Below are 17,535 nucleotides of genomic sequence, written 5' to 3'. Positions count from 1 at the left end.
TGGGTGATATAGGGCCATCTGTTGGAATGCATGCTCATACGCAGCGGTCAGTAGGGCTTGTCAGATCCCGCCCCTTGTACGATCGCCACACCAGAGCTAGTACCAAGGCGGGTAGCACCCGCCTCAATCATGGCAACGGCGGTAGCGTAATCCCGAACACCGCCCGAAGCCTTGACTCCTATATCAGGCCCGACGACCCGGCGCATCAGGCGAACATCTTCAAGGGTTGCGCCCTGATGACTGAAGCCGGTAGACGTCTTTACAAACGCAACGCCCAGCTCCCGACAGATCACACAAGCCTGCTCCTTCTGCAGATCATCCAGCAGGCAGGTTTCCAGAATGACCTTGAGCGGAACGGAACCGCAGGCAGCAAGTACCTGTGCAATGTCGCTGCGGACCTCTTCCAGCAAACCATCCTTAAACCAACCGATATTCAGCACCATATCGATCTCCTGAGCACCGTTTGCAATGGCACGTTCGGCCTCGAATGCCTTGGTTTCGCTTAACCCTGCTCCAAGCGGAAACCCCACTACAGCGCACACACGCGACGGAGTCTCTTTCAGGCATTGAGCCACATAGGGCACATGCGCCGAATTTACGCATACGGAATAAAACCCATACTGCTGCGCCTCTTGGCACAGCTGCCGAAGCTGTTCGCGCGAGGCATTGGCAGCCAGTAACGTGTGGTCGATGTAGTGAGCAAGGCTAGCCGGTTCGATAGTCATGGCGTTACGTCCGTAGCGGTCGCATTAAAGACGCGTACGTTAAATAAAAAACGGCCTGCAAGGCAAACGCCTGCTGGCTGCTCTTTTTCCCCTCACTCTCAAGATGACTGGGCAGTCATATAATCCTTGTCTATAGTTGCCTAGGACTGGCGCTGCGCTTGTTCGACATCCTAGCAGGGGCGTCGCTCTATAGCCGCAGCGTGCTCCCCTACCTCATAAGAAAAGCAAGAAGGTCCTATGCGCATCATGTTGCTTCGAAACAGCCTGCTTACCCTGTGCGTAAGCCTTTCCACTGCCGTCGCTGCCGATTCGGCTGTCGCACCTGGGGCACCGGGTGAACCGCCCTTTTGGTCGTATTCAGGCAAGACCGGCATCGGAACGTCCTATGAGCAATACCATAACGGGGCTTATTCCAGCGATGCCGCGACAGGACAGGTGTCCAGGGTGTGGTTTTCCTTAGCCAACGGCATCGTGACAGAAACCATGTTCGGCCTGATTCATGAGGCACAGCTGCGTGCAATGCAGGTAGTGGTAAAAGGACCTGACTTTGTCGATCTTGAAGAAGCCGATACGACCAGCGAAACGCACTATCTCTCTACCGACAGCGAGGGCAGACCTACGTCCCTTGCCTACCGGCTGATCAATCGCGCCAAAAACGGCCAGTATGAAATCGAAAAGCATATATTTACCGATCCAGACTCCGACGCATTGATCATGCGAGTCATCTTTCGCAGTGCCAACCCTGCACTCGAGGCTTATCTCCATATTGACCCTGCCATAAATAACAGCGGAAGCGGTGATCATGCCTTTACAGAGCGAAACGCACTGTATGCCCAGGAACAGGAAACCACTCTGGTGGTCAAGGCTAGTCGTGATCTGGAGCTACCAACCGTGGGCTTTGCCGGAGTCTCGGATGGGCTTGAGGAGTTGCGCAAGAAAGGATCGCTTGAGTCACGCTATACCACTACCGGCAGCATACCCGGCAATGTAGCCATGATGACCCGGATACCCCGTACGGGGGACTTGAGCACCATCGATGTTGTGGTCGGATTCGGTCGTACTCGACAGGCTGCAGACCAGGCAGCCGATAGCACCTTGCAGCGTGGCTACGAACATGTGCTTGCGCACTATAACGGTGAGGGAGATGCTATAGGTTGGCAGGACTATCTGGCCTCGCTGACCAGTCTGCCAACGATGCGGCAACAGACGACAGATAACGGCAAGCTGCTCAATGTCAGTGCGATGGTGCTGAAAGCCCAGGAAGACAAGACTCATGCAGGCGCTCTAATCGCCTCGCTGTCCAACCCCTGGGGTGAAACGGTACCCGCTACCAAAGGCACTACCGGCTACAAGGCCGTCTGGCCACGGGACTTTTACCAATGTGCCATGGCTCTGCTGGCTCTGGGCGATACACAGACCTCCAGGGTAGCGTTTGAATACCTGAAAAAGGTCCAGGTCACAAAAGACACACCTCCCCTGCAGGCAGATGGCTCTGCCTATATCCATGAGCAAAAGCAAGAGAGTGCCCAGAAAAGCGCTGAGTCTGGAGCAACCGGCTGGTTTCTTCAGAAGACCCATGTCGACGGCACGATTGAATGGGTAGGTGTTCAGCTCGATCAAACCGCCATGCCGATCATGCTGGGCTACAAGCTCTGGAAAAATGGCGTGCTTTCTGACAACGACATCACCCGGTGGTATCGGGAGATGCTCAAACCGGCCGCGGACTTCCTGGCTCAAGGTGGGCAGGTCAGGCTGGGCTGGAATGACTGGACCGTAAAACCTCCACAAACACAGCAGGATCGCTGGGAGGAACAATGGGGCTACTCCCCCTCTACCACCGCGGCCGTCATTGCAGGTCTTGTAGCCGCATCGGAACTGGCCACCCAGGCAGGTGACCAGGAAGGAGCCAAATCCTACCTGGATACTGCCAGGCGCTACTCCAGTCGTATCGAATCCAGCATGTTTACACAAAAAGGTGTTTTTGGAGACAAGCGCTATTACCTGCGGATCACACAAAACGATAACCCTGACGACGGCGGGATGCTGCTGGACAACAACAGCCGGCCAGGCCTTCCAGAAAACCAGATACTGGACGCGGGCTTTCTGGAGCTTGTCCGTTACGGTGTTCGTCCAGCCACAGACACCCACATCGTCAATAGCCTGAACGTACTGGACAATCAAGCCATTCCGGAAAACCTCAGGGTCAAGTACACCTTTACCTACCCGGGCGTTTCAGGGGAATTTCCCGGCTGGAGACGCTACGGAAACGATGGCTACGGTGAAAGTGAGACCACGGGTATCAATTATCCCGCGACTGAAGAGCCGGTCATGAATTCAGGGTTGCGTGGCCGTGTCTGGCCTATTTTCACAGGCGAGCGCGGCCATTTCGCTCTGGCACTTGCAAAAGCGCAGCAGCCGGGTGGAGAAAAAATCTTATCCGAGGATCAGTTAAAGGGAATCCGTGACACCTACGTCAAGGCCATGGAGCTTTTTGCCAACCAGGGGTTCATGCTTCCCGAACAGGTATGGGACGGCGTGGGTAATAATGAACGTCATCAATATACCAAGGGCAAGGGGACTGACAGCGCAACGCCCTTGGCATGGTCCCATGCCGAGTATGTCAAATTGGTGCGTTCGCTCAGTGATCAGCGTGTGTGGGACCGTTATCCCGTTGTCTCAGAGAAACTCCAGCCATAAGGCCGGAATACGGTATGCTGAGCGGGATACACTTCATCCTGACAGTTCCATTGAACAGAATGAAAAGGAGTTCACGCTGTTGGATGAGAAAAAGACCTTATTGGGCATCAGGTTGTCTGTTGAAGAGCCTTATCTCTTTGGCAGGCTTCCTATACCATCCGGGATGAGAGATAACGCATAATGGAAAGCAAGGCCGCGATTCCATCAAGACAACTGACTACTCTGGAGTATTTGCATGAATAAAGGGGAATTGATCGATCAAGTGGCTGCAGCAGCAGGCCTAACCAAGGCTCAAGCTCAAGCAACTGTGACCGCCATCACCGACACTATCAGCCAGGAATTGGCCAAGGGTAACGATGTTGCTCTGGTTGGTTTTGGTACCTTTACCGTCAAAGAGCGCGCCGCCCGTGAAGGCCGCAATCCTCAGACTGGCAAGACCATTAAAATCGCAGCTGCCAAGGTGCCTGGCTTCAAGCCTGGCAAAGGCCTGAAAGACGCTGTGAACTGACAGACGTCCGACGCGGTAACAAAAGGCCTGCTTGAAGCAGGCCTTTTTCATTTCTCAGGGCTTATACCCTGTCCGGGCCCGGTAGGTGCTTTCAAAGGATAATGGACTGACCTCCATGCCAGGACGCGACCTCCCCCACAATTCGTCCTCATCCATATACAGACCGTATTCGGGAAGTACAGGAATTCGCTGGCTGCTCTTGTTGCTGCGCCGTAGTGCAATGCGGTTTTCGATATTGAAATTCTTTAACCCCACCACCTCTGTAGACTGCTCACCCGCCAAAAAGAACAGGGGTAGGTTGGCGTGCAACATGGCGTCGTAGCGAGAGCGATGACTGAAAAACACATTGACTCTTGGGTGAGGCGCTACCTTCTCGACCTTTACCAGCCGGGCATGATCGGCCAGATTGAAGATCACCCTCAAGGCCGCGCCTGCTGGTGTCACTTCAATATCGCTCCCCTCACGCTGTGCCTGTAGCTGAGCCAGCTTCTCCAGCCGACGTCTCACCTCCCCCACGGGTACTCGCTTGGTCTTGCCGGTATGGCCTGCCCAGGTAAAGCTCAACAGCCGCGGTGTCGCATCAAAGGCCTGTATATGACGTGTTAGTTGTTTAAGGCTGATACTCGCTCCCAGGGCCTCTCTTACCAAACGGGTACGCGCCGTCTCAGCCAGTCCCTGCTTCAGCCTTACACGCTCAATAGCAGCCTCTACAGCCCCTTTCATTTGATTGACCTGTCGTATCGGCCCCAGCATTGATTCGCTCAGCAGAAACCAGCCTGGCAAACGCCTGACTGTTCCCGGAGCCTGATCGGCTTCCCGTTCGAACTGCTGAAGTACTGCTTGGCTGAGTTCAATGGCCTGCCTACCTCGCACGGACACGGGAGTGATCGCTTTCGGTGCAGCTTGCTCAGTGAGTGTCGGCAATGACCACACCTCACCTGAAACCACACAGGTAGACCATCGCGAATTCAAATCGGCGACAGCCTGCTTAAGATGCATATAAGCAGTTTCGATACTTTCAGGCATTTCTTTTAATACCACTCCTCACATATACCTCATATTAACATCTGTTTATCGTAGCTACTTTACATATACCCTGGAATAAAAGCTTTTAAAGTCAATATGAGGTATCTGCAAGCATAATCGTATAAACTTCTGTATGGAGTGGTATTATTACGAGTATAATAGATGCAAGTGATTCCCTTCCTGATAGACAAACGTGCTGAAGTCATGGCTCTTTCAAACAGTATGGATTGTCTCGACTGTGCAGGCCGAAACATGGGCCTGTGTAATCAATAATCCTAGGACCGTTTATTAATATTGTCAGCTTGAGGTAGAACGCGACTTCTATAGGAGGCTCTACCCTCTCATTTCACCCACGTTCTGTCTTCTGTACAGACTCATGAGCTTCGCTCAGCACATTAAAACAAATCGCTTTACCCATAAAAATACACTTTAATGGGTTAAAAGACGGTTATTTAAGGTTAAAGAACGGTTAAGGGCTGTGGATATTACTGCTAACTTATTGATATATAAGGGTTTTATTGGGTATGCGGAAACGTCAACATGACGTTTATATACGTCAACATGAGGTATGTGCCTGTCAACATGACGTATAGATGCGTCATGTTGACGTATATCGTACCCTAAAGTCCTTCTTAACAACGTAACTCATTGATTTTTAAGAATTTTTTTAATATTCAATACCTAAGTCATTATGAGGTATAGATACGTCATAATGACGTATCATATGTCATTATGACGTATAGTTTTCCATAAGTTACTGATATTTAAGTACTTTATTCCGTTGCCCAATCGGTCTGACAGACCATTTTGAGGCCATCAAACAAGGGTGATCCCTCCTTTTTTGGTGATAACTCCCTAATTTTTAAGCGGTTTTTAACTTTTCCCTAGGCTTGCAGTACCTTCGCTCCGTTTACTTAGCCAATACAAAGCCAATGTCAAAATGAGGTATTTTTGCATAAGACATTGATTTTTAAGGACTTTTTATAGAATTGACGTAGAGTAAGTAGTCATTTGCTTAAAATGTCGCCATTATTTCCAGCGCATACTTGTCAAGCCATGCCCTTTCGCTGCTTAAAAGCTACCTCATCCTGACATGCAGCTTGGAAAACCTCCGGTTTCAGCAGAAAAACTACCTCATCCTGACATTTTCGCCGTCTTTTACTCTTACAAGATCCTAAAATGGGTTCTCGACCGCTATAAAACCCCTGAATTAGATGATTTAGTGGCATGAATCGGTGTTAATAGGCATACAGAATAAAACACTTAATAAAAAAACGGAGCCACTAGGCTCCGTTTTTCGAGAGTTTTACGTTATTCGCTCTTTAGTAAGGGCCTGTTGTTTCGGACTACCCTTACAATATTGTCTTTGCCTATATCCCATTCCTTGAGAAAATCGATGTTCTTTAACTCATCGAGTGCGTCCCGCAACATCTGTTTGAACTTTGCCTCTGTCTTGGCTTTGGATCCACATGATTCCCGGATGGTTTCTACCTTAATGCCATAGGGCTCGCGATGGGTACCATAGAAGCCATGTAACCACTTAGCCAGCGGACGTAGTTCCAGGCGTGACTGCCAATCGAGACGTGTTGTATACACATCGGCTGCAAAGAGAATAGCCATTTCTGGCTCAATTTCGACATGCCACGTGTCGCTCAAATCACCTTCTTCTGTTGTGTACTCAAAACGCCGCAACAGAGAGACGCCCACCCCTTTACCCAGGCGGGTCGATTCGATACGAACAGACGTCGCTTTGAGGCGCTCCAATACATTCAGGAGCTTTTGGGTGTAGTCTTTCCCTCTCGGCCAGCGCAATTCCTTCTTCATTTCCGAAGGGCGGAAACTTACTCGGTTGCCAAGCTTCTCTGTACGAGCCATATGGACAACCTGCAGCCAGACATCCATATCGTCTTCCTGACGAAGTTCCTGGCCGGTGTAGTAGATTCTTGCGTTACCGTAACAGTGCAATTCACGCCCATTGATGAACTCGCGGGCCTGGTTTCGGTTACCAACCGTAAACAGCGCACTACGCAGCATTTCATTGGGCGCACTGCGTAAATCATCTGCCCATAATGGCAGTTGATTGACCTTTTCCTCGATTACCTTTTCAGCGCGCTGTTGTATGCGAGTAAGTGCTGTTTCTCGGGGGGGCCTGCCTTTACGCTCCGTTTTTTCAGGAGCGGCTGGCTCTTTCTCATCACTCACGAGGTTCTGCTCCCTGTTCAGCCAGATTACTGATCAGAGCTCTTAGCTCTTTGAGTTGGTCATCGCTAAATGTTTTGCGGTCCAGCTCAAATATCACCCTGTCCTTCTTGGTGGAAACGCGTGCGACCTTTCGCTCACCAATAACGATATCTTCACTGGGCGTCGAAGCCTTGGGTGCAGAGACTGATTTGGTCAGCAAGTCTTCACGAATACGTTTGGCCAGCCCAGCTTGTGCCAGTTTTCCGTTGGCCAGATCTCTAAGGGCCTTGTTCAAGGCAGACTCATAATCAAGACCTGCTGCCTGAACTTCCTTAATAACAGGTTTCAACGCATCTACTGCGTTCGCGCCCAGCATTTTGGGGTTGGCCTTGAGCATATTAAGGCTCGACTCTGGCAGAGCGCCAAAAGCCATGATGCGGTAGAGCTGAGATTTGCTGATATCCAGTTTGCGCTGCAAATCATTGACTTGAGTGAACGAGGTGCGCATTCGGGTAATAGCATGGTACTTCTCAAAGTCCGAGAGGTCCTTGCGGTGTATATTTTCGAACAGACTGCGCAGTGCGCTTTCGAAATCATCGACGACTTCTACCAGGGCATCGATATATTTCTTGCCAAGCTTTTTGTGAGCACGTAGTCGGCACTCTCCGGCAATTAGCTCATAGCGCTCACCAGCGATTCGAACGTTGATTGGACTTAACAGCCCTTCCTCTTCTATCGATAATGCCAGCTCTTCAATATATTCCTCGTCAAAAACCAAGCGAGGTTGATAGGGGTTAGCGTCAACCAGATCGACAGGAATGGAGCGCGGTACTCGATGGGACTTTAAATTCTCTACCTGCTGAACCGCCGAATGACGAGATATCTGGCTGACCAAGCCTTGAGCGAGAATGGAGCCCAACTTTTGCTTGGGTGCGTTTTGCGAGGAGGTCGATTTCTTTTCCATAATATGCTCTTACGCTGCGGTCTCTTTGTCGATGTACTTGGCCAATTCCTTATATTGCTTGGCCACCTTGTTCGTTGAGTCGAACATCCGCAGGGAGGTTTGAACGGTTGATGACTGGTTGATCTTCGTTGTTGTTCCTATCTTTACTGGAACAAGCTTTCCAAATAGGCCCATCGCTTTTTGCTCGATGTTCTGACAGACCAGCTGACGATCATCATGACGAATCAGCAGTGCGCCTAAGTTGATCAATGTCGGGTTGATCCGCGTGATCTGCTGAACTCGTTTGGTCAGATCAGCGAGGCCGTACAAGCCATAAGGCGATCCTGACTCTACGGGAATCAATAAATGGGTCGCCGCGGCCAATGCATTGGAAGTCAGAAGCCTAAGGCTAGGCGGGCAATCAATGATGATGTAATCCGCTTTTCCCAGTAGAGGCTGAAGCCGGTCCCGTAATACTTCATTAGGGCGAGGCTCCATGCGAAGTGCATCGTCTGCATTATCCAGAGCCATGCTTCCATAGATAAGTGCAACGCCATCGATCCTGGTTTCGTCATGAACAAAGTAGGTGAGTGGTAGTTCAGGATTCGTCAGTAATTCGGCTGTTGTATAATTTATCTCAGCAGGGTGAGACATCCCGATATGTTGACTTGCGTTAGCCTGGGGATCCATGTCTACGACACAAACCAGTTTTCCCATTTGTGCCAGGTTATCTGCCAAGTTGATACAGGTTGTCGTCTTGCCAACTCCGCCTTTGTGGTTGGCGATAGCGATTACAACCGTTTTCTTCTCTTCTTTCTGCACAGCCGATCCACTCCGGGCCATTTTCTATCCTCTTCGTTGAGGCCATGTGTTGGAGTAATCGTAACAGACAAACATACTGCTTTTAACGGTTATTTGGCTTTGGTCAGGATGTTTGAGGTCTATATCTCATTAAGAGTCCCTAGTAGGGAAAATACTGAGGTTTGGTATGCCTAGGATTAGGAGAGTCCCTAGTAGGGAATTAATGTTATAGGAAGCTACGACCTGTTCTTTGCGTTTATTAAATTCTTTTAAAGTCTATTTATACGATAGGGCAATATGCATAATTATTAAGTCCCTACTAGGGAATCTATTAAGCGTGACTCAGCAGATATGGATAGCTGTTCTATCGACAGGGTAACCAAATAACTTTCCAAATGAATGCTTTGTCTTGCTTAATCTTATTGAAACTCGCAAGCGGCATACCTTATTGGATACGATTAGGTAAGCTAGGGTAGACGTAGTAACCTAGGATAAATAAGAATACGCTGAAAGACGTGGCGTAGCCGCTGTGTTAAAGCAGACATGGCTTAGGGAGGTCAAGCTATAAAAAAACGCCCTGCAGGCGTTCTTTTATAAGAGGATATGAGGTAACTACACACCTCATACTGACATAGCATTAGCGAGTCCGACTGTTACGTCTGGAGTTCAGTCGCTCAGACCAGTTTCCAAGGTCTTGTAGGGAAACATTGTCATCCCAGGCGTTTAGGGAGAATCCCTTATTGGTAAGCTCTCTTCTTACTTTACATAAGTAAAGACGCAGCGCACGCCGATTGGCGTAAAACAAGGGCACCAGTCGTTCTGACCTGTATACGATGCGACCCGATTCCTCGGATGCAGTAAAGGTCATAAAACCGAGAGTTGTTTTGGGTGTGAAATGACAGACTAGGGGCGCTAACCCTGCGCAAATCATTTCCTGAGCCTGCTCATGATGAGGCACTACCATATCGCTTACCGTCCTTGTGATATGTGAGAACCACTAGACACTTTCGATGGGGTTAAGTTCCTGCTTCTTATAAACCATAGACCAGGATCGTCAGTTTTGACAGGCAGAGCAGGTCGCAGGGATTAAAGGTCGGAGCATGACGTCATTGCTTGGGGCTGTCATACGGTTTTACCCAAAAGAAATCGAGCTTTCAGCCGATAAATGATTCAACAAACCTAACTGCATAAGTGTGTAGATCCAAGATGACTCTGACAGAACTGCGCTATATCGTAACGCTTGCCCAAGAACAGCATTTTGGCCGTGCCGCTGAGCGCTGCCACGTCAGCCAGCCAACGCTGTCAGTAGGCGTCAAGAAGCTTGAAGACGAGCTTGGTATTCTGATTTTTGAGCGCAGCAAAACCAATGTTCGCCTTACACCTACCGGCGAAAGCATTATTGTTCAGGCGCAAAAAGTCCTGGAGCAGGCGCAAGGTATTCGTGACCTTGCCAAGGCCGGTAAAAATCAACTGAGTGCACCACTTAAAGTGGGTGCTATTTATACGGTAGGCCCGTATCTCTACCCTCATTTGATTCCGCAGCTGAATCGTGTTGCGCCGGAAATGCCCCTCTATATAGAGGAAAACTTTACACCGGTTTTGCGTGACAAGCTGAGAACAGGCGAGCTGGATGCAATCATCGTTGCGTTGCCTTTTAGCGAAGCGGATGTACTGACCAAGCCGCTTTACGATGAGCCGTTCTATGTGATGATGCCGGCGAAGCACCCCTGGACAGAGCTCAAAACCATCGAAAATGCAAAACTGGACGAAATGAGCCTCCTGCTGTTAGGGGAGGGGCATTGTTTCCGAGAACAGGTGTTGGAAGCGTGCCCAACGATCAAGAAACCAGGTGTGGAGTCCAAGCATACCCAGGTCGAGTCCTCATCTCTGGAGACGATTCGTCATATGGTTGCCTCGGGCTTGGGCGTGTCGGTGCTTCCCCTCTCTGCTTTGGAAAGCCACCATTACGCACCAGGAATGATCGAGATTCGACCATTCAGCGCTCCCGTGCCTTTTAGAACAATTGCAATTGCATGGCGTGCAAGTTTTCCACGTCCCCAGGCCATTGATGTGCTTGCCGATTCTATCCGGCTATGCTCGGTTAATAGGGACTAACAACGACGCTCGCGTTGCCTGTTTCTCCCACAGGCTACCGCTATTTTAGCCTGTTGAAGCCTGGGGTCTTGCGCCTAAACGCTACCTGCTAATTCTTATAAACAGACCTTTTACGTTTGTCTGATCAAGCGGTGGGGTCGTAAATTCTACTAATTTAGGTGGCTAAGCTAGTTCTTGCCGAAACGAACCGTGCAGTCAATAAAGAGATTGAGGCGGCTTGTATCAAGTATTGAAATTAACCTGAAGTACTAGGCCCTCCTTGGTGTTGCCTAAAGGGTAGAGTTAACCGTGATACTTAATGGTATAGCGGATAGGTATAGCCATGATGTAGCAGCGGACATCAAGCGGGGCACTAAGTGGAATGGCCCATGTTCCACCATAGGACTGTTCTTACCTTTAAGACGCCGCGATTAAATACGATCGGAAACAAACAGGCCGATCTCTTTACCGGCTAGCTATTCGCTTGGTAGCCCCATCTTTGTTGACATCGCATGCTTAGGTCAGAATGACATATCAGCCTTCTCTTATAGGTTTGGATAAATAACCACTTTAGAGAAGCAGGTTAAAAGACATGCGACTCTTGTGCTGTAGATGGACCAAAACCGTTCATATTCAAAAAGATAACGGTGCTCTGACCCTCAAAAGCGGGAGGTAAAGTGGTTTGTCTGGATGTGTTTCACTTTTCTAGGTGTCAGGATGAGGTATCGCCTGAATGAAAAAGCCCGTGCTCGGGCTGTTTCAGAAAAATTACTGCATTTTCAATTTCTTCACTCAAGGCAGTAAAGACGTGGCTTCTGGTTAGCGTATGTCTAAACTAGACGTCTTGTGCCTTACAGAAATAAGCCTGAGATACCACCTGAATGACCGATGTCAGGATGAGGTATAAAGGATAGCGCTAGATGGAATGCGGTTATCCAACCCTTTATAGTTGAGTCTAGACGACCTAGGTCTTGATTTTCAGCTCATCTGACTTAATCCGTACTCTTGGATCAAGGCTCGGTACGTAGTGATTTCCTGGCGTATGCGTTCTGTGATCTGCTCAGGTGACAGCGAGACAGGAGACATCAGCATTTGGCTTTGAAACGTACTGAGCTCATAAGTACTTTGCAGAAGTGCCATGCTTTAAATGGCGGGACGGATAGGGCGGAGGAGGGCCTTGCGCGGCTCATGCTTAAGGAACAGCACAGGAGCGATTCATGACTGATATCTTTACGTTGGAAGCCTGTGCCTTTAATGCCTGGCCTGCACAAAAGACGGTCTTTCACGAGGGGTGGGTGCTGCGTCTGGCAGGCGGCTATACCAAGCGCGCTAATTCGGCCAATGCCTGGCAGCCAACGGCCTCGTTCGATAGCGTACGCTCCTATATCGAGTCGCTGTACCGCCGGCAGGGTTTGCCTGTCATCTTTCGATTGACGCCTCTGGCAGGTGATGCGCCGGGCAGGCAGCTCGAAGCGGCGGGTTATGAGCGGGTCGACCCTACCGAGGTGATGACGCTGGGCTTAGGTAATCTAAAAGAGAGCCAGGGTACGGTCACGCTTGAATCCTTGCGTACACAGGCCTGGGGTAACGGCTTTGCCTTGCTCAGCGGCCTGGATGCGCCCCGTCGCCAACACCATGATACCTTGCTGGACGCTATCGTCTGGCCTGTGGCCTACGCGACGGTTTACAGAGAAGGGCAGCCTGTTGGCTATGGCTTGGCAGTGGCGGAAGGTGACTGGGTGGGCCTGTTTGATCTGGTGGTAGCGCCAGCCTGGCGTGGGCGTGGTCTCGGGCGTCAGCTGGTTAGCGCACTGTTAGCGTGGGGAAAGCGCCAAGGTGCCCGACAGGCATACCTGCAGGTAACAGACTCAAACACCTCTGCAATAGGCCTTTACCACTCGCTCGGCTTTGAGCGTCGCTATGGCTATCACTACCGTGTTTTGATGTGAAATGGCAACGTTCCTGAACCTGTGTGGTCGTTTTTAACATGACATCACACAACAGGAAACCCTATGCGTTTACAACCTTCCCGACTTAAGAACGGCATTCTTCTCATGGCTGCGGTGGGCATGGGCGTGTCGCTGGCGGCCTGCAGCAACCGGTCGCCGGACAAGCGGCCCTTGTCCGAACTGGCGATAAGCGGGGCTAAAAGCTCGGTACGTAATGATGCGGACATGCAAAAAGTACTGAATCAGTACGCCCGCTTCGATCCGAAAGCCATCGAGAAGATCACTCCGACTGAGGCGCGTCAGCAGCCAACCATTGCAGACGCGGTAAAGGCGGTGCTTGAAAAGGAAGGGCGCGACAGTGCGCCTGAAGCACTGGTACCCGGGGTCAAGAGCGTGGATACCAGCGTATCCGGCGCCGCAGGTACATTACCGGCTCGCGTGTATACTCCGGAAGGCAAGGGGCCTTTTCCAGTCATCCTGTACTTTCACGGTGGCGGCTGGGTGTATGCGGATCGCAATGTTTATGACGCAGGCGCACGTGGGCTCGCGAAGCAGGCCAATGCTATCATTGTTTCGGTCGACTACCGTCTTGCGCCCGAGCATAAATTCCCGGCTGCCCATGATGATGCCATCGCAGCCTACCGTTGGGTGATCCAGAATGCCGGCTCGCTGGGTGGTGATCCCAAGCGCCTGGCACTGGCGGGCGAAAGCGCCGGTGGTAATTTGGCTGTTGCAACGGCCATTGCCGCAAAGAAAGCCGGCCTGACGGCGCCCAAGCATATTCTGTCGGTTTACCCGGTGGCCCAGACTAACACCCACACCGAATCCTATGACAAGTACGCCGATGCGATGCCGCTCAATCGACCCATGATGCTGTGGTTCGTGGCCCAGGCTACGAAGTCTTCGGTCGACCTGAACGACCCACGTATCGACTTGGTCCATGCCGACCTGAAAGGCTTGCCGCCAGTCACAATTATCAATGCCGAGGTGGATCCGTTGCGGGATGACGGCGCCCAGTTAGAGGCTGCCCTGCGCAATGCGGGCGTAGCGGTAGATCGTCAGTTATATTCAGGGGTTACGCACGAGTTCTTTGGTACGGCAGCGGTCGTTGAGAAGGCCAGACAGGCTCAGCAGTATGCAGGCGAGCAGTTGAAGGCGGACCTTACGCGTTAATTGAAATCCTACGGACAGGCGCCTTGCTGTGCTTGTCCGTAGAGTGCCTAGCGGGCCATGTTCAAAATAGCTGCCGGAATCTGGTCCAGGGGCAGTTCACGCTCCACGGCCCCCAACTTGAAAGCCTCCTTGGGCATTCCATAAACCACACAGCTCTGCTCATCCTGGCCCAATGTCTTGGCGCCTGCTTCACGCATTTCCCTGAGGCCTCGTGCCCCGTCGTCTCCCATACCGGTCATGATGATACCTAGGGCATTCTTGCCGGCGCAGCGCGCCGTTGAACGGAACAGGACATCAACAGAAGGGCGGTGACGGCTTACTGGCGGCCCGTCGACGATCTCTACCTGATACTGCGCGCCATTGCGCTTGAGCAGCATGTGCCGTCCGCCGGGTGCGATCAAGGCGCGACCGGGAATGACGCGATCACCATGCTGGGCCTCGCGTACTTCGATCTGACAGAGTCCGTTCAGGCGCTCGGCGAAGGCGGCCGTAAAGCGCTCGGGCATATGCTGAACGATGACGATGCCTGGACATACCCGGGGCAGGGCGGTCAGAACCACTTCCAGCGCCTGAGTGCCGCCAGTAGAGGTGCCAATACTGACCACTGTATCGGTCGTGCGGGTCATCGCCTGGCCCGGCGGCAGGATGACATCTGCGCTGAGTTTAGGCGGCGGGCTGGCCGGTGGCGCGGACGTTGCGATACGGCGAACGTTGGCGCGGGCCGCTGCCTTGACCGCGGAAATCAACTCCTGGCTACTTTCTACCAGAAACTGTCGGAGCCCAGCCTGTGGCTTGGTGACAAAGCTGACCGCGCCGGATGAGAGAGCCTGCATGGTGGTCGCGGCACCTTTTTCCGTCAGCGTCGAGCAGATCACAACCGGAGTAGGGCGCTCGGCCATGATCTTCTTGAGAAAGGTAATGCCGTCCATGCGGGGCATTTCCACATCAAGGACGATGACATCCGGCCATTGCTTATTCATCTTGTCCATGGCGAAAAGCGGATCAGCCGCCACGCCAATCACTTCGATGGCACTGTCGGCAGACAGCGTCGTGGATAACACCTGACGCACCACGGCGGAGTCGTCGACGATCAGTACTTTAATGCTAGTCATAGGCGATCTCTTTGCCGTGGTAGAGCCTGTACAGGAGGCGATTGCTCAAGCTTGACCTCCCCATCCCAAATGGAAAAGCTAAGGCGTCGATGACCGATACCCTCCACATGGCTGGCGCTACAAACCAGTCCGTGTGCCTGTAGAAGGCGCTTAGCCGCCTTGACGTTCTGCAAGCCTATGTGGTCCTTTTCATTACGTGCAATTCCCGGAAACATGTTGCCGCCACCGAAGACACGCAAGGTAAACTCCGATGGTTGTGTACCTGACATCTGGATAGCCTGAAGCAGTAGCGCCAGCGCCTCGTCACCGTAGTGACCATCGAGTCGGTCCGATACCTTGTGCCCCTTGCTGCGAGTAGGCAGTAGGTAATGGCACATCCCGCCCAGCTGGCGCTGGGGATGCCAAAACACCAGCGCCACACAGGAGCCTAGCAACGTTCGGATGCGTGTATCAGCACCCCCGAAATGTAGCTCCCCAGGCTTAAGATAAACATCTTAATTTTGGTTGGCTCAGGCATGAGGCTTCTGATAGATAGAGGGTCTAACCATCTTGAGCGCTTCAGTGATGCCATTGAGGCTTTCTGAATGGCTTACCATGAAATAACCTCCTGGACGTAAATGGTTTACAAGACGTTGGACCACTTGGCGCTTGGTGTCGTTGTCAAAGTAAATCATTACATTTCGCAAGAAGATCACTTCAAACTGACCAATATCAGGCAGGGTGGTATTGAGATTGATCTGTCGAAAAGTAATACGTGCCGTCAGATTTGGATCAATCAGGAACGTACCTTCATTCTGACCAATACCCTTGAAGCAGTGTTTGTGCAGTAACGCTTTTGGAATACCTTCGGCATCTTCCAAGGGGTATTGGCCCCGACGCGCTTTTTCCAGCACCCGGGTACTGATATCAGATGCAACGATTTCCCACGGGCGGGTACCGAGCGTATCAGCCAGGGTCAACGCCAGGGTATAAGGTTCCTCACCGGTCGAACACGCTCCACTCCAGATACGAACAGACGCGCGGTCACGTATCTCTGGTATTACAACGGTACGGAGGAACTCAAAATGCTTGGGTTCACGGAAAAAATAGGTTTCATTGGTGGTGAGTAAGTCAACCGCTGTTTGAAACTCGCTCCGATCTCGCATCAGGACGTCAAAGTAGGCTCCATAACTGGGAAGACCTCGCTGACGAACCCGCTTGGCCAGCCGTCCGCTGACCAGGGGCTTTTTGGAGTCTGCCATGCTGATCCCGGCAGCATCGTAAATCATTCCACGAAACTTGCGGAAATCGCTGTCTGAAAGAGCAAGGTTATCCATCGTCATGGCATTTACCGTCAGTTCTGGCTGGCCAGGTAATCAATATCCTCAGTATTGAGGACTTGGTCGATATTGAGCAGGATTACAAAACCATTTTCGCGCTTGGCCATGCCGAGAATGAAGTCGGTACGGACATGGGTGCCAAAGCGCGGCGCTGGTTCAATGGCATCGGCACTGATTTCCAGTACTTCGTTAACGGCATCTACCACAATGCCAAAGATCTGATGTCGACCTTCGACACTTAGCTCCAGCATCACAATGCAACTGCGCCGGTTGACCTCAGTAGGCGCACCACCAAAGTGCACCCCAAGATCGAAAACAGGTACGGCTGCACCACGCAGATTAATTACACCGCGAATGCTACGAGGCATCATGGGCATGGCTGTAATCGGGCCATACTCGATAATTTCACGTACACATGTCGTGCTGACCGCAAACATCTCTGCATTCAATGAGAAGGTCAGGTATTGCTGTGGCTGCTCGATAGCAGCCACGCGGTTAGCCTTTTGAACACTCATGGGCGTTAATCCTTGAAGCGTACAAAACCGGCCGGTACGCCAGCCAGTTGACCGGCGGCAGGGCTGTAGTCACGCGCTGGCGTTGCTGCCTTGCGAGTCGGTACAGCCGCTAGTGGCTGGCTGCGCGGAGCTTCGCTGGAAGAGACACTCCCGTTGTGAGCCAGGGTAAAGAACTCCATCAGCTGTTGGAGCTGTTCGGCCTGACCACTCATTTCTTCGGAGGTCGCAGCCAGCTCTTCTGAGGCAGAAGCGTTCTGCTGAGTGATTTGGCTCAATTGGCTCATCGCCGTGTTGATCTGGCCTACACCTGAGGTTTGCTCTTCGGATGCGGCCGCAATCTCCTGTACCAGATCGGACGTCTTGCCGATCGAGGGTACGATTTCGTCCAGCAATGTACCGGCACGCTCGGCCAAGGCGACGCTTGTCTTGGCTACATTGCCAATTTCCTGGGCTGCAATCTGGCTACGCTCGGCCAGCTTGCGTACTTCAGCT

Annotated in this window: 15 protein-coding genes; 5 read left to right on the top strand and 10 right to left on the bottom strand. The window is 51.7% G+C overall.

The genetic code is table 11. The features are described from left to right. Positions 1-47: 47 nt before the first annotated feature. A complete protein-coding gene (deoC, locus tag PLU01S_RS22440; protein WP_074828551.1) occupies positions 48-725 on the bottom strand; it encodes a deoxyribose-phosphate aldolase in 678 nt (225 codons plus the stop codon). Between the two features lie 237 nt (positions 726-962). Here deoC and PLU01S_RS22435 point away from each other — a divergent pair, with 237 nt between their 5' ends. Both PLU01S_RS22435 and PLU01S_RS22430 read left to right on the top strand, forming a co-directional pair. Next, positions 963-3,422, top strand: a complete 2,460-nt coding sequence (locus PLU01S_RS22435) for a glucan 1,4-alpha-glucosidase (RefSeq protein ID WP_139208878.1) — start codon at positions 963-965, stop codon at positions 3,420-3,422. Positions 3,423-3,657: 235 nt separating this feature from the next. Continuing rightward, positions 3,658-3,930: an HU family DNA-binding protein gene (locus PLU01S_RS22430; protein ID WP_010798836.1), complete on the top strand. Its 273-nt coding sequence runs from the start codon at positions 3,658-3,660 to the stop codon at positions 3,928-3,930. A 54-nt stretch (positions 3,931-3,984) separates the two neighbouring features. Here the strand turns inward: PLU01S_RS22430 and PLU01S_RS22425 are convergent, their stop codons facing one another. From PLU01S_RS22425 to PLU01S_RS22410, 4 genes are all read right to left on the bottom strand, one after another. Further along, on the bottom strand, positions 3,985-4,929 hold the full coding sequence (locus PLU01S_RS22425) for a DNA replication terminus site-binding protein (RefSeq protein ID WP_233432221.1): 945 nt from the start codon (positions 4,927-4,929) through the stop codon (positions 3,985-3,987). Between the two features lie 1,338 nt (positions 4,930-6,267). Further along, positions 6,268-7,158: a plasmid replication initiator TrfA gene (gene trfA / locus PLU01S_RS22420; RefSeq protein ID WP_010798838.1), complete on the bottom strand. Its 891-nt coding sequence runs from the start codon at positions 7,156-7,158 to the stop codon at positions 6,268-6,270. Further along, a complete protein-coding gene (locus PLU01S_RS22415) occupies positions 7,151-8,101 on the bottom strand; it encodes a ParB/RepB/Spo0J family partition protein (protein ID WP_010798839.1) in 951 nt (316 codons plus the stop codon). Before PLU01S_RS22415 ends, trfA begins: the two co-directional genes overlap by 8 nt. 9 nt (positions 8,102-8,110) lie before the next feature. Next, positions 8,111-8,902 carry a ParA family protein gene (locus PLU01S_RS22410; RefSeq protein WP_026004067.1) on the bottom strand — a complete coding sequence of 264 codons (792 nt, stop codon included), beginning with the start codon at positions 8,900-8,902 and terminating at the stop codon, positions 8,111-8,113. Between the two features lie 1,185 nt (positions 8,903-10,087). On the opposite strand from PLU01S_RS22410, the gene PLU01S_RS22405 reads away from it, so the two are divergent. The 3 genes from PLU01S_RS22405 (at position 10,088) to PLU01S_RS22395 (ending at position 14,097) form a co-directional block, all read left to right on the top strand. After that, positions 10,088-10,996, top strand: coding sequence for a hydrogen peroxide-inducible genes activator (locus tag PLU01S_RS22405; protein WP_010798842.1), 909 nt, complete (start codon positions 10,088-10,090; stop codon positions 10,994-10,996). 1,196 nt (positions 10,997-12,192) lie between these two features. Further along, positions 12,193-12,924: a GNAT family N-acetyltransferase gene (locus PLU01S_RS22400; RefSeq protein WP_074828548.1), complete on the top strand. Its 732-nt coding sequence runs from the start codon at positions 12,193-12,195 to the stop codon at positions 12,922-12,924. Between the two features lie 63 nt (positions 12,925-12,987). Continuing rightward, positions 12,988-14,097: an alpha/beta hydrolase gene (locus PLU01S_RS22395; RefSeq protein ID WP_173869121.1), complete on the top strand. Its 1,110-nt coding sequence runs from the start codon at positions 12,988-12,990 to the stop codon at positions 14,095-14,097. 47 nt (positions 14,098-14,144) lie between these two features. Here the strand turns inward: PLU01S_RS22395 and PLU01S_RS22390 are convergent, their stop codons facing one another. The 5 genes from PLU01S_RS22390 to PLU01S_RS22370 all read right to left on the bottom strand — a co-directional run. Further along, positions 14,145-15,209: a protein-glutamate methylesterase/protein-glutamine glutaminase gene (locus PLU01S_RS22390; RefSeq protein ID WP_010798846.1), complete on the bottom strand. Its 1,065-nt coding sequence runs from the start codon at positions 15,207-15,209 to the stop codon at positions 14,145-14,147. Next, on the bottom strand, positions 15,206-15,628 hold the full coding sequence (locus PLU01S_RS22385) for a chemotaxis protein CheD (protein WP_233432219.1): 423 nt from the start codon (positions 15,626-15,628) through the stop codon (positions 15,206-15,208). The genes PLU01S_RS22390 and PLU01S_RS22385 overlap by 4 nt, the downstream gene beginning before the upstream one ends. 90 nt (positions 15,629-15,718) lie before the next feature. Continuing rightward, positions 15,719-16,531, bottom strand: a complete 813-nt coding sequence (locus PLU01S_RS22380) for a CheR family methyltransferase (RefSeq protein ID WP_074828546.1) — start codon at positions 16,529-16,531, stop codon at positions 15,719-15,721. 11 nt (positions 16,532-16,542) lie between these two features. Then, positions 16,543-17,043: a chemotaxis protein CheW gene (locus tag PLU01S_RS22375; protein ID WP_074828544.1), complete on the bottom strand. Its 501-nt coding sequence runs from the start codon at positions 17,041-17,043 to the stop codon at positions 16,543-16,545. Between the two features lie 5 nt (positions 17,044-17,048). Next, on the bottom strand, positions 17,049-17,535 hold a 487-nt coding region (locus PLU01S_RS22370; RefSeq protein WP_369690100.1), incomplete at its 5' end, for a methyl-accepting chemotaxis protein.

It is taken from the genome of Pseudomonas luteola NBRC 103146 (assembly GCF_002091675.1).
In the GTDB taxonomy this organism is placed as follows: domain Bacteria; phylum Pseudomonadota; class Gammaproteobacteria; order Pseudomonadales; family Pseudomonadaceae; genus Chryseomonas; species Chryseomonas luteola.
This window is presented reverse-complemented; position numbering and strand designations above follow the sequence as displayed.

What these genes read in the sequence shown, in the direction of transcription:
- PLU01S_RS22380 (WP_074828546.1), bottom strand. Translation starts at nt 16,531, where the DNA reads ATGACGATGGATAACCTTGCTCTTTCAGACAGCGATTTCCGCAAGTTT.
- PLU01S_RS22435 (WP_139208878.1), top strand. Translation starts at nt 963, where the DNA reads ATGCGCATCATGTTGCTTCGAAACAGCCTGCTTACCCTGTGCGTAAGC.
- PLU01S_RS22395 (WP_173869121.1), top strand. Translation starts at nt 12,988, where the DNA reads ATGCGTTTACAACCTTCCCGACTTAAGAACGGCATTCTTCTCATGGCT.
- PLU01S_RS22430 (WP_010798836.1), top strand. Translation starts at nt 3,658, where the DNA reads ATGAATAAAGGGGAATTGATCGATCAAGTGGCTGCAGCAGCAGGCCTA.
- PLU01S_RS22405 (WP_010798842.1), top strand. Translation starts at nt 10,088, where the DNA reads ATGACTCTGACAGAACTGCGCTATATCGTAACGCTTGCCCAAGAACAG.
- PLU01S_RS22425 (WP_233432221.1), bottom strand. Translation starts at nt 4,929, where the DNA reads ATGCATCTTAAGCAGGCTGTCGCCGATTTGAATTCGCGATGGTCTACC.
- deoC (WP_074828551.1), bottom strand. Translation starts at nt 725, where the DNA reads ATGACTATCGAACCGGCTAGCCTTGCTCACTACATCGACCACACGTTA.
- PLU01S_RS22400 (WP_074828548.1), top strand. Translation starts at nt 12,193, where the DNA reads ATGACTGATATCTTTACGTTGGAAGCCTGTGCCTTTAATGCCTGGCCT.
- PLU01S_RS22375 (WP_074828544.1), bottom strand. Translation starts at nt 17,043, where the DNA reads ATGAGTGTTCAAAAGGCTAACCGCGTGGCTGCTATCGAGCAGCCACAG.
- PLU01S_RS22390 (WP_010798846.1), bottom strand. Translation starts at nt 15,209, where the DNA reads ATGACTAGCATTAAAGTACTGATCGTCGACGACTCCGCCGTGGTGCGT.
- PLU01S_RS22415 (WP_010798839.1), bottom strand. Translation starts at nt 8,101, where the DNA reads ATGGAAAAGAAATCGACCTCCTCGCAAAACGCACCCAAGCAAAAGTTG.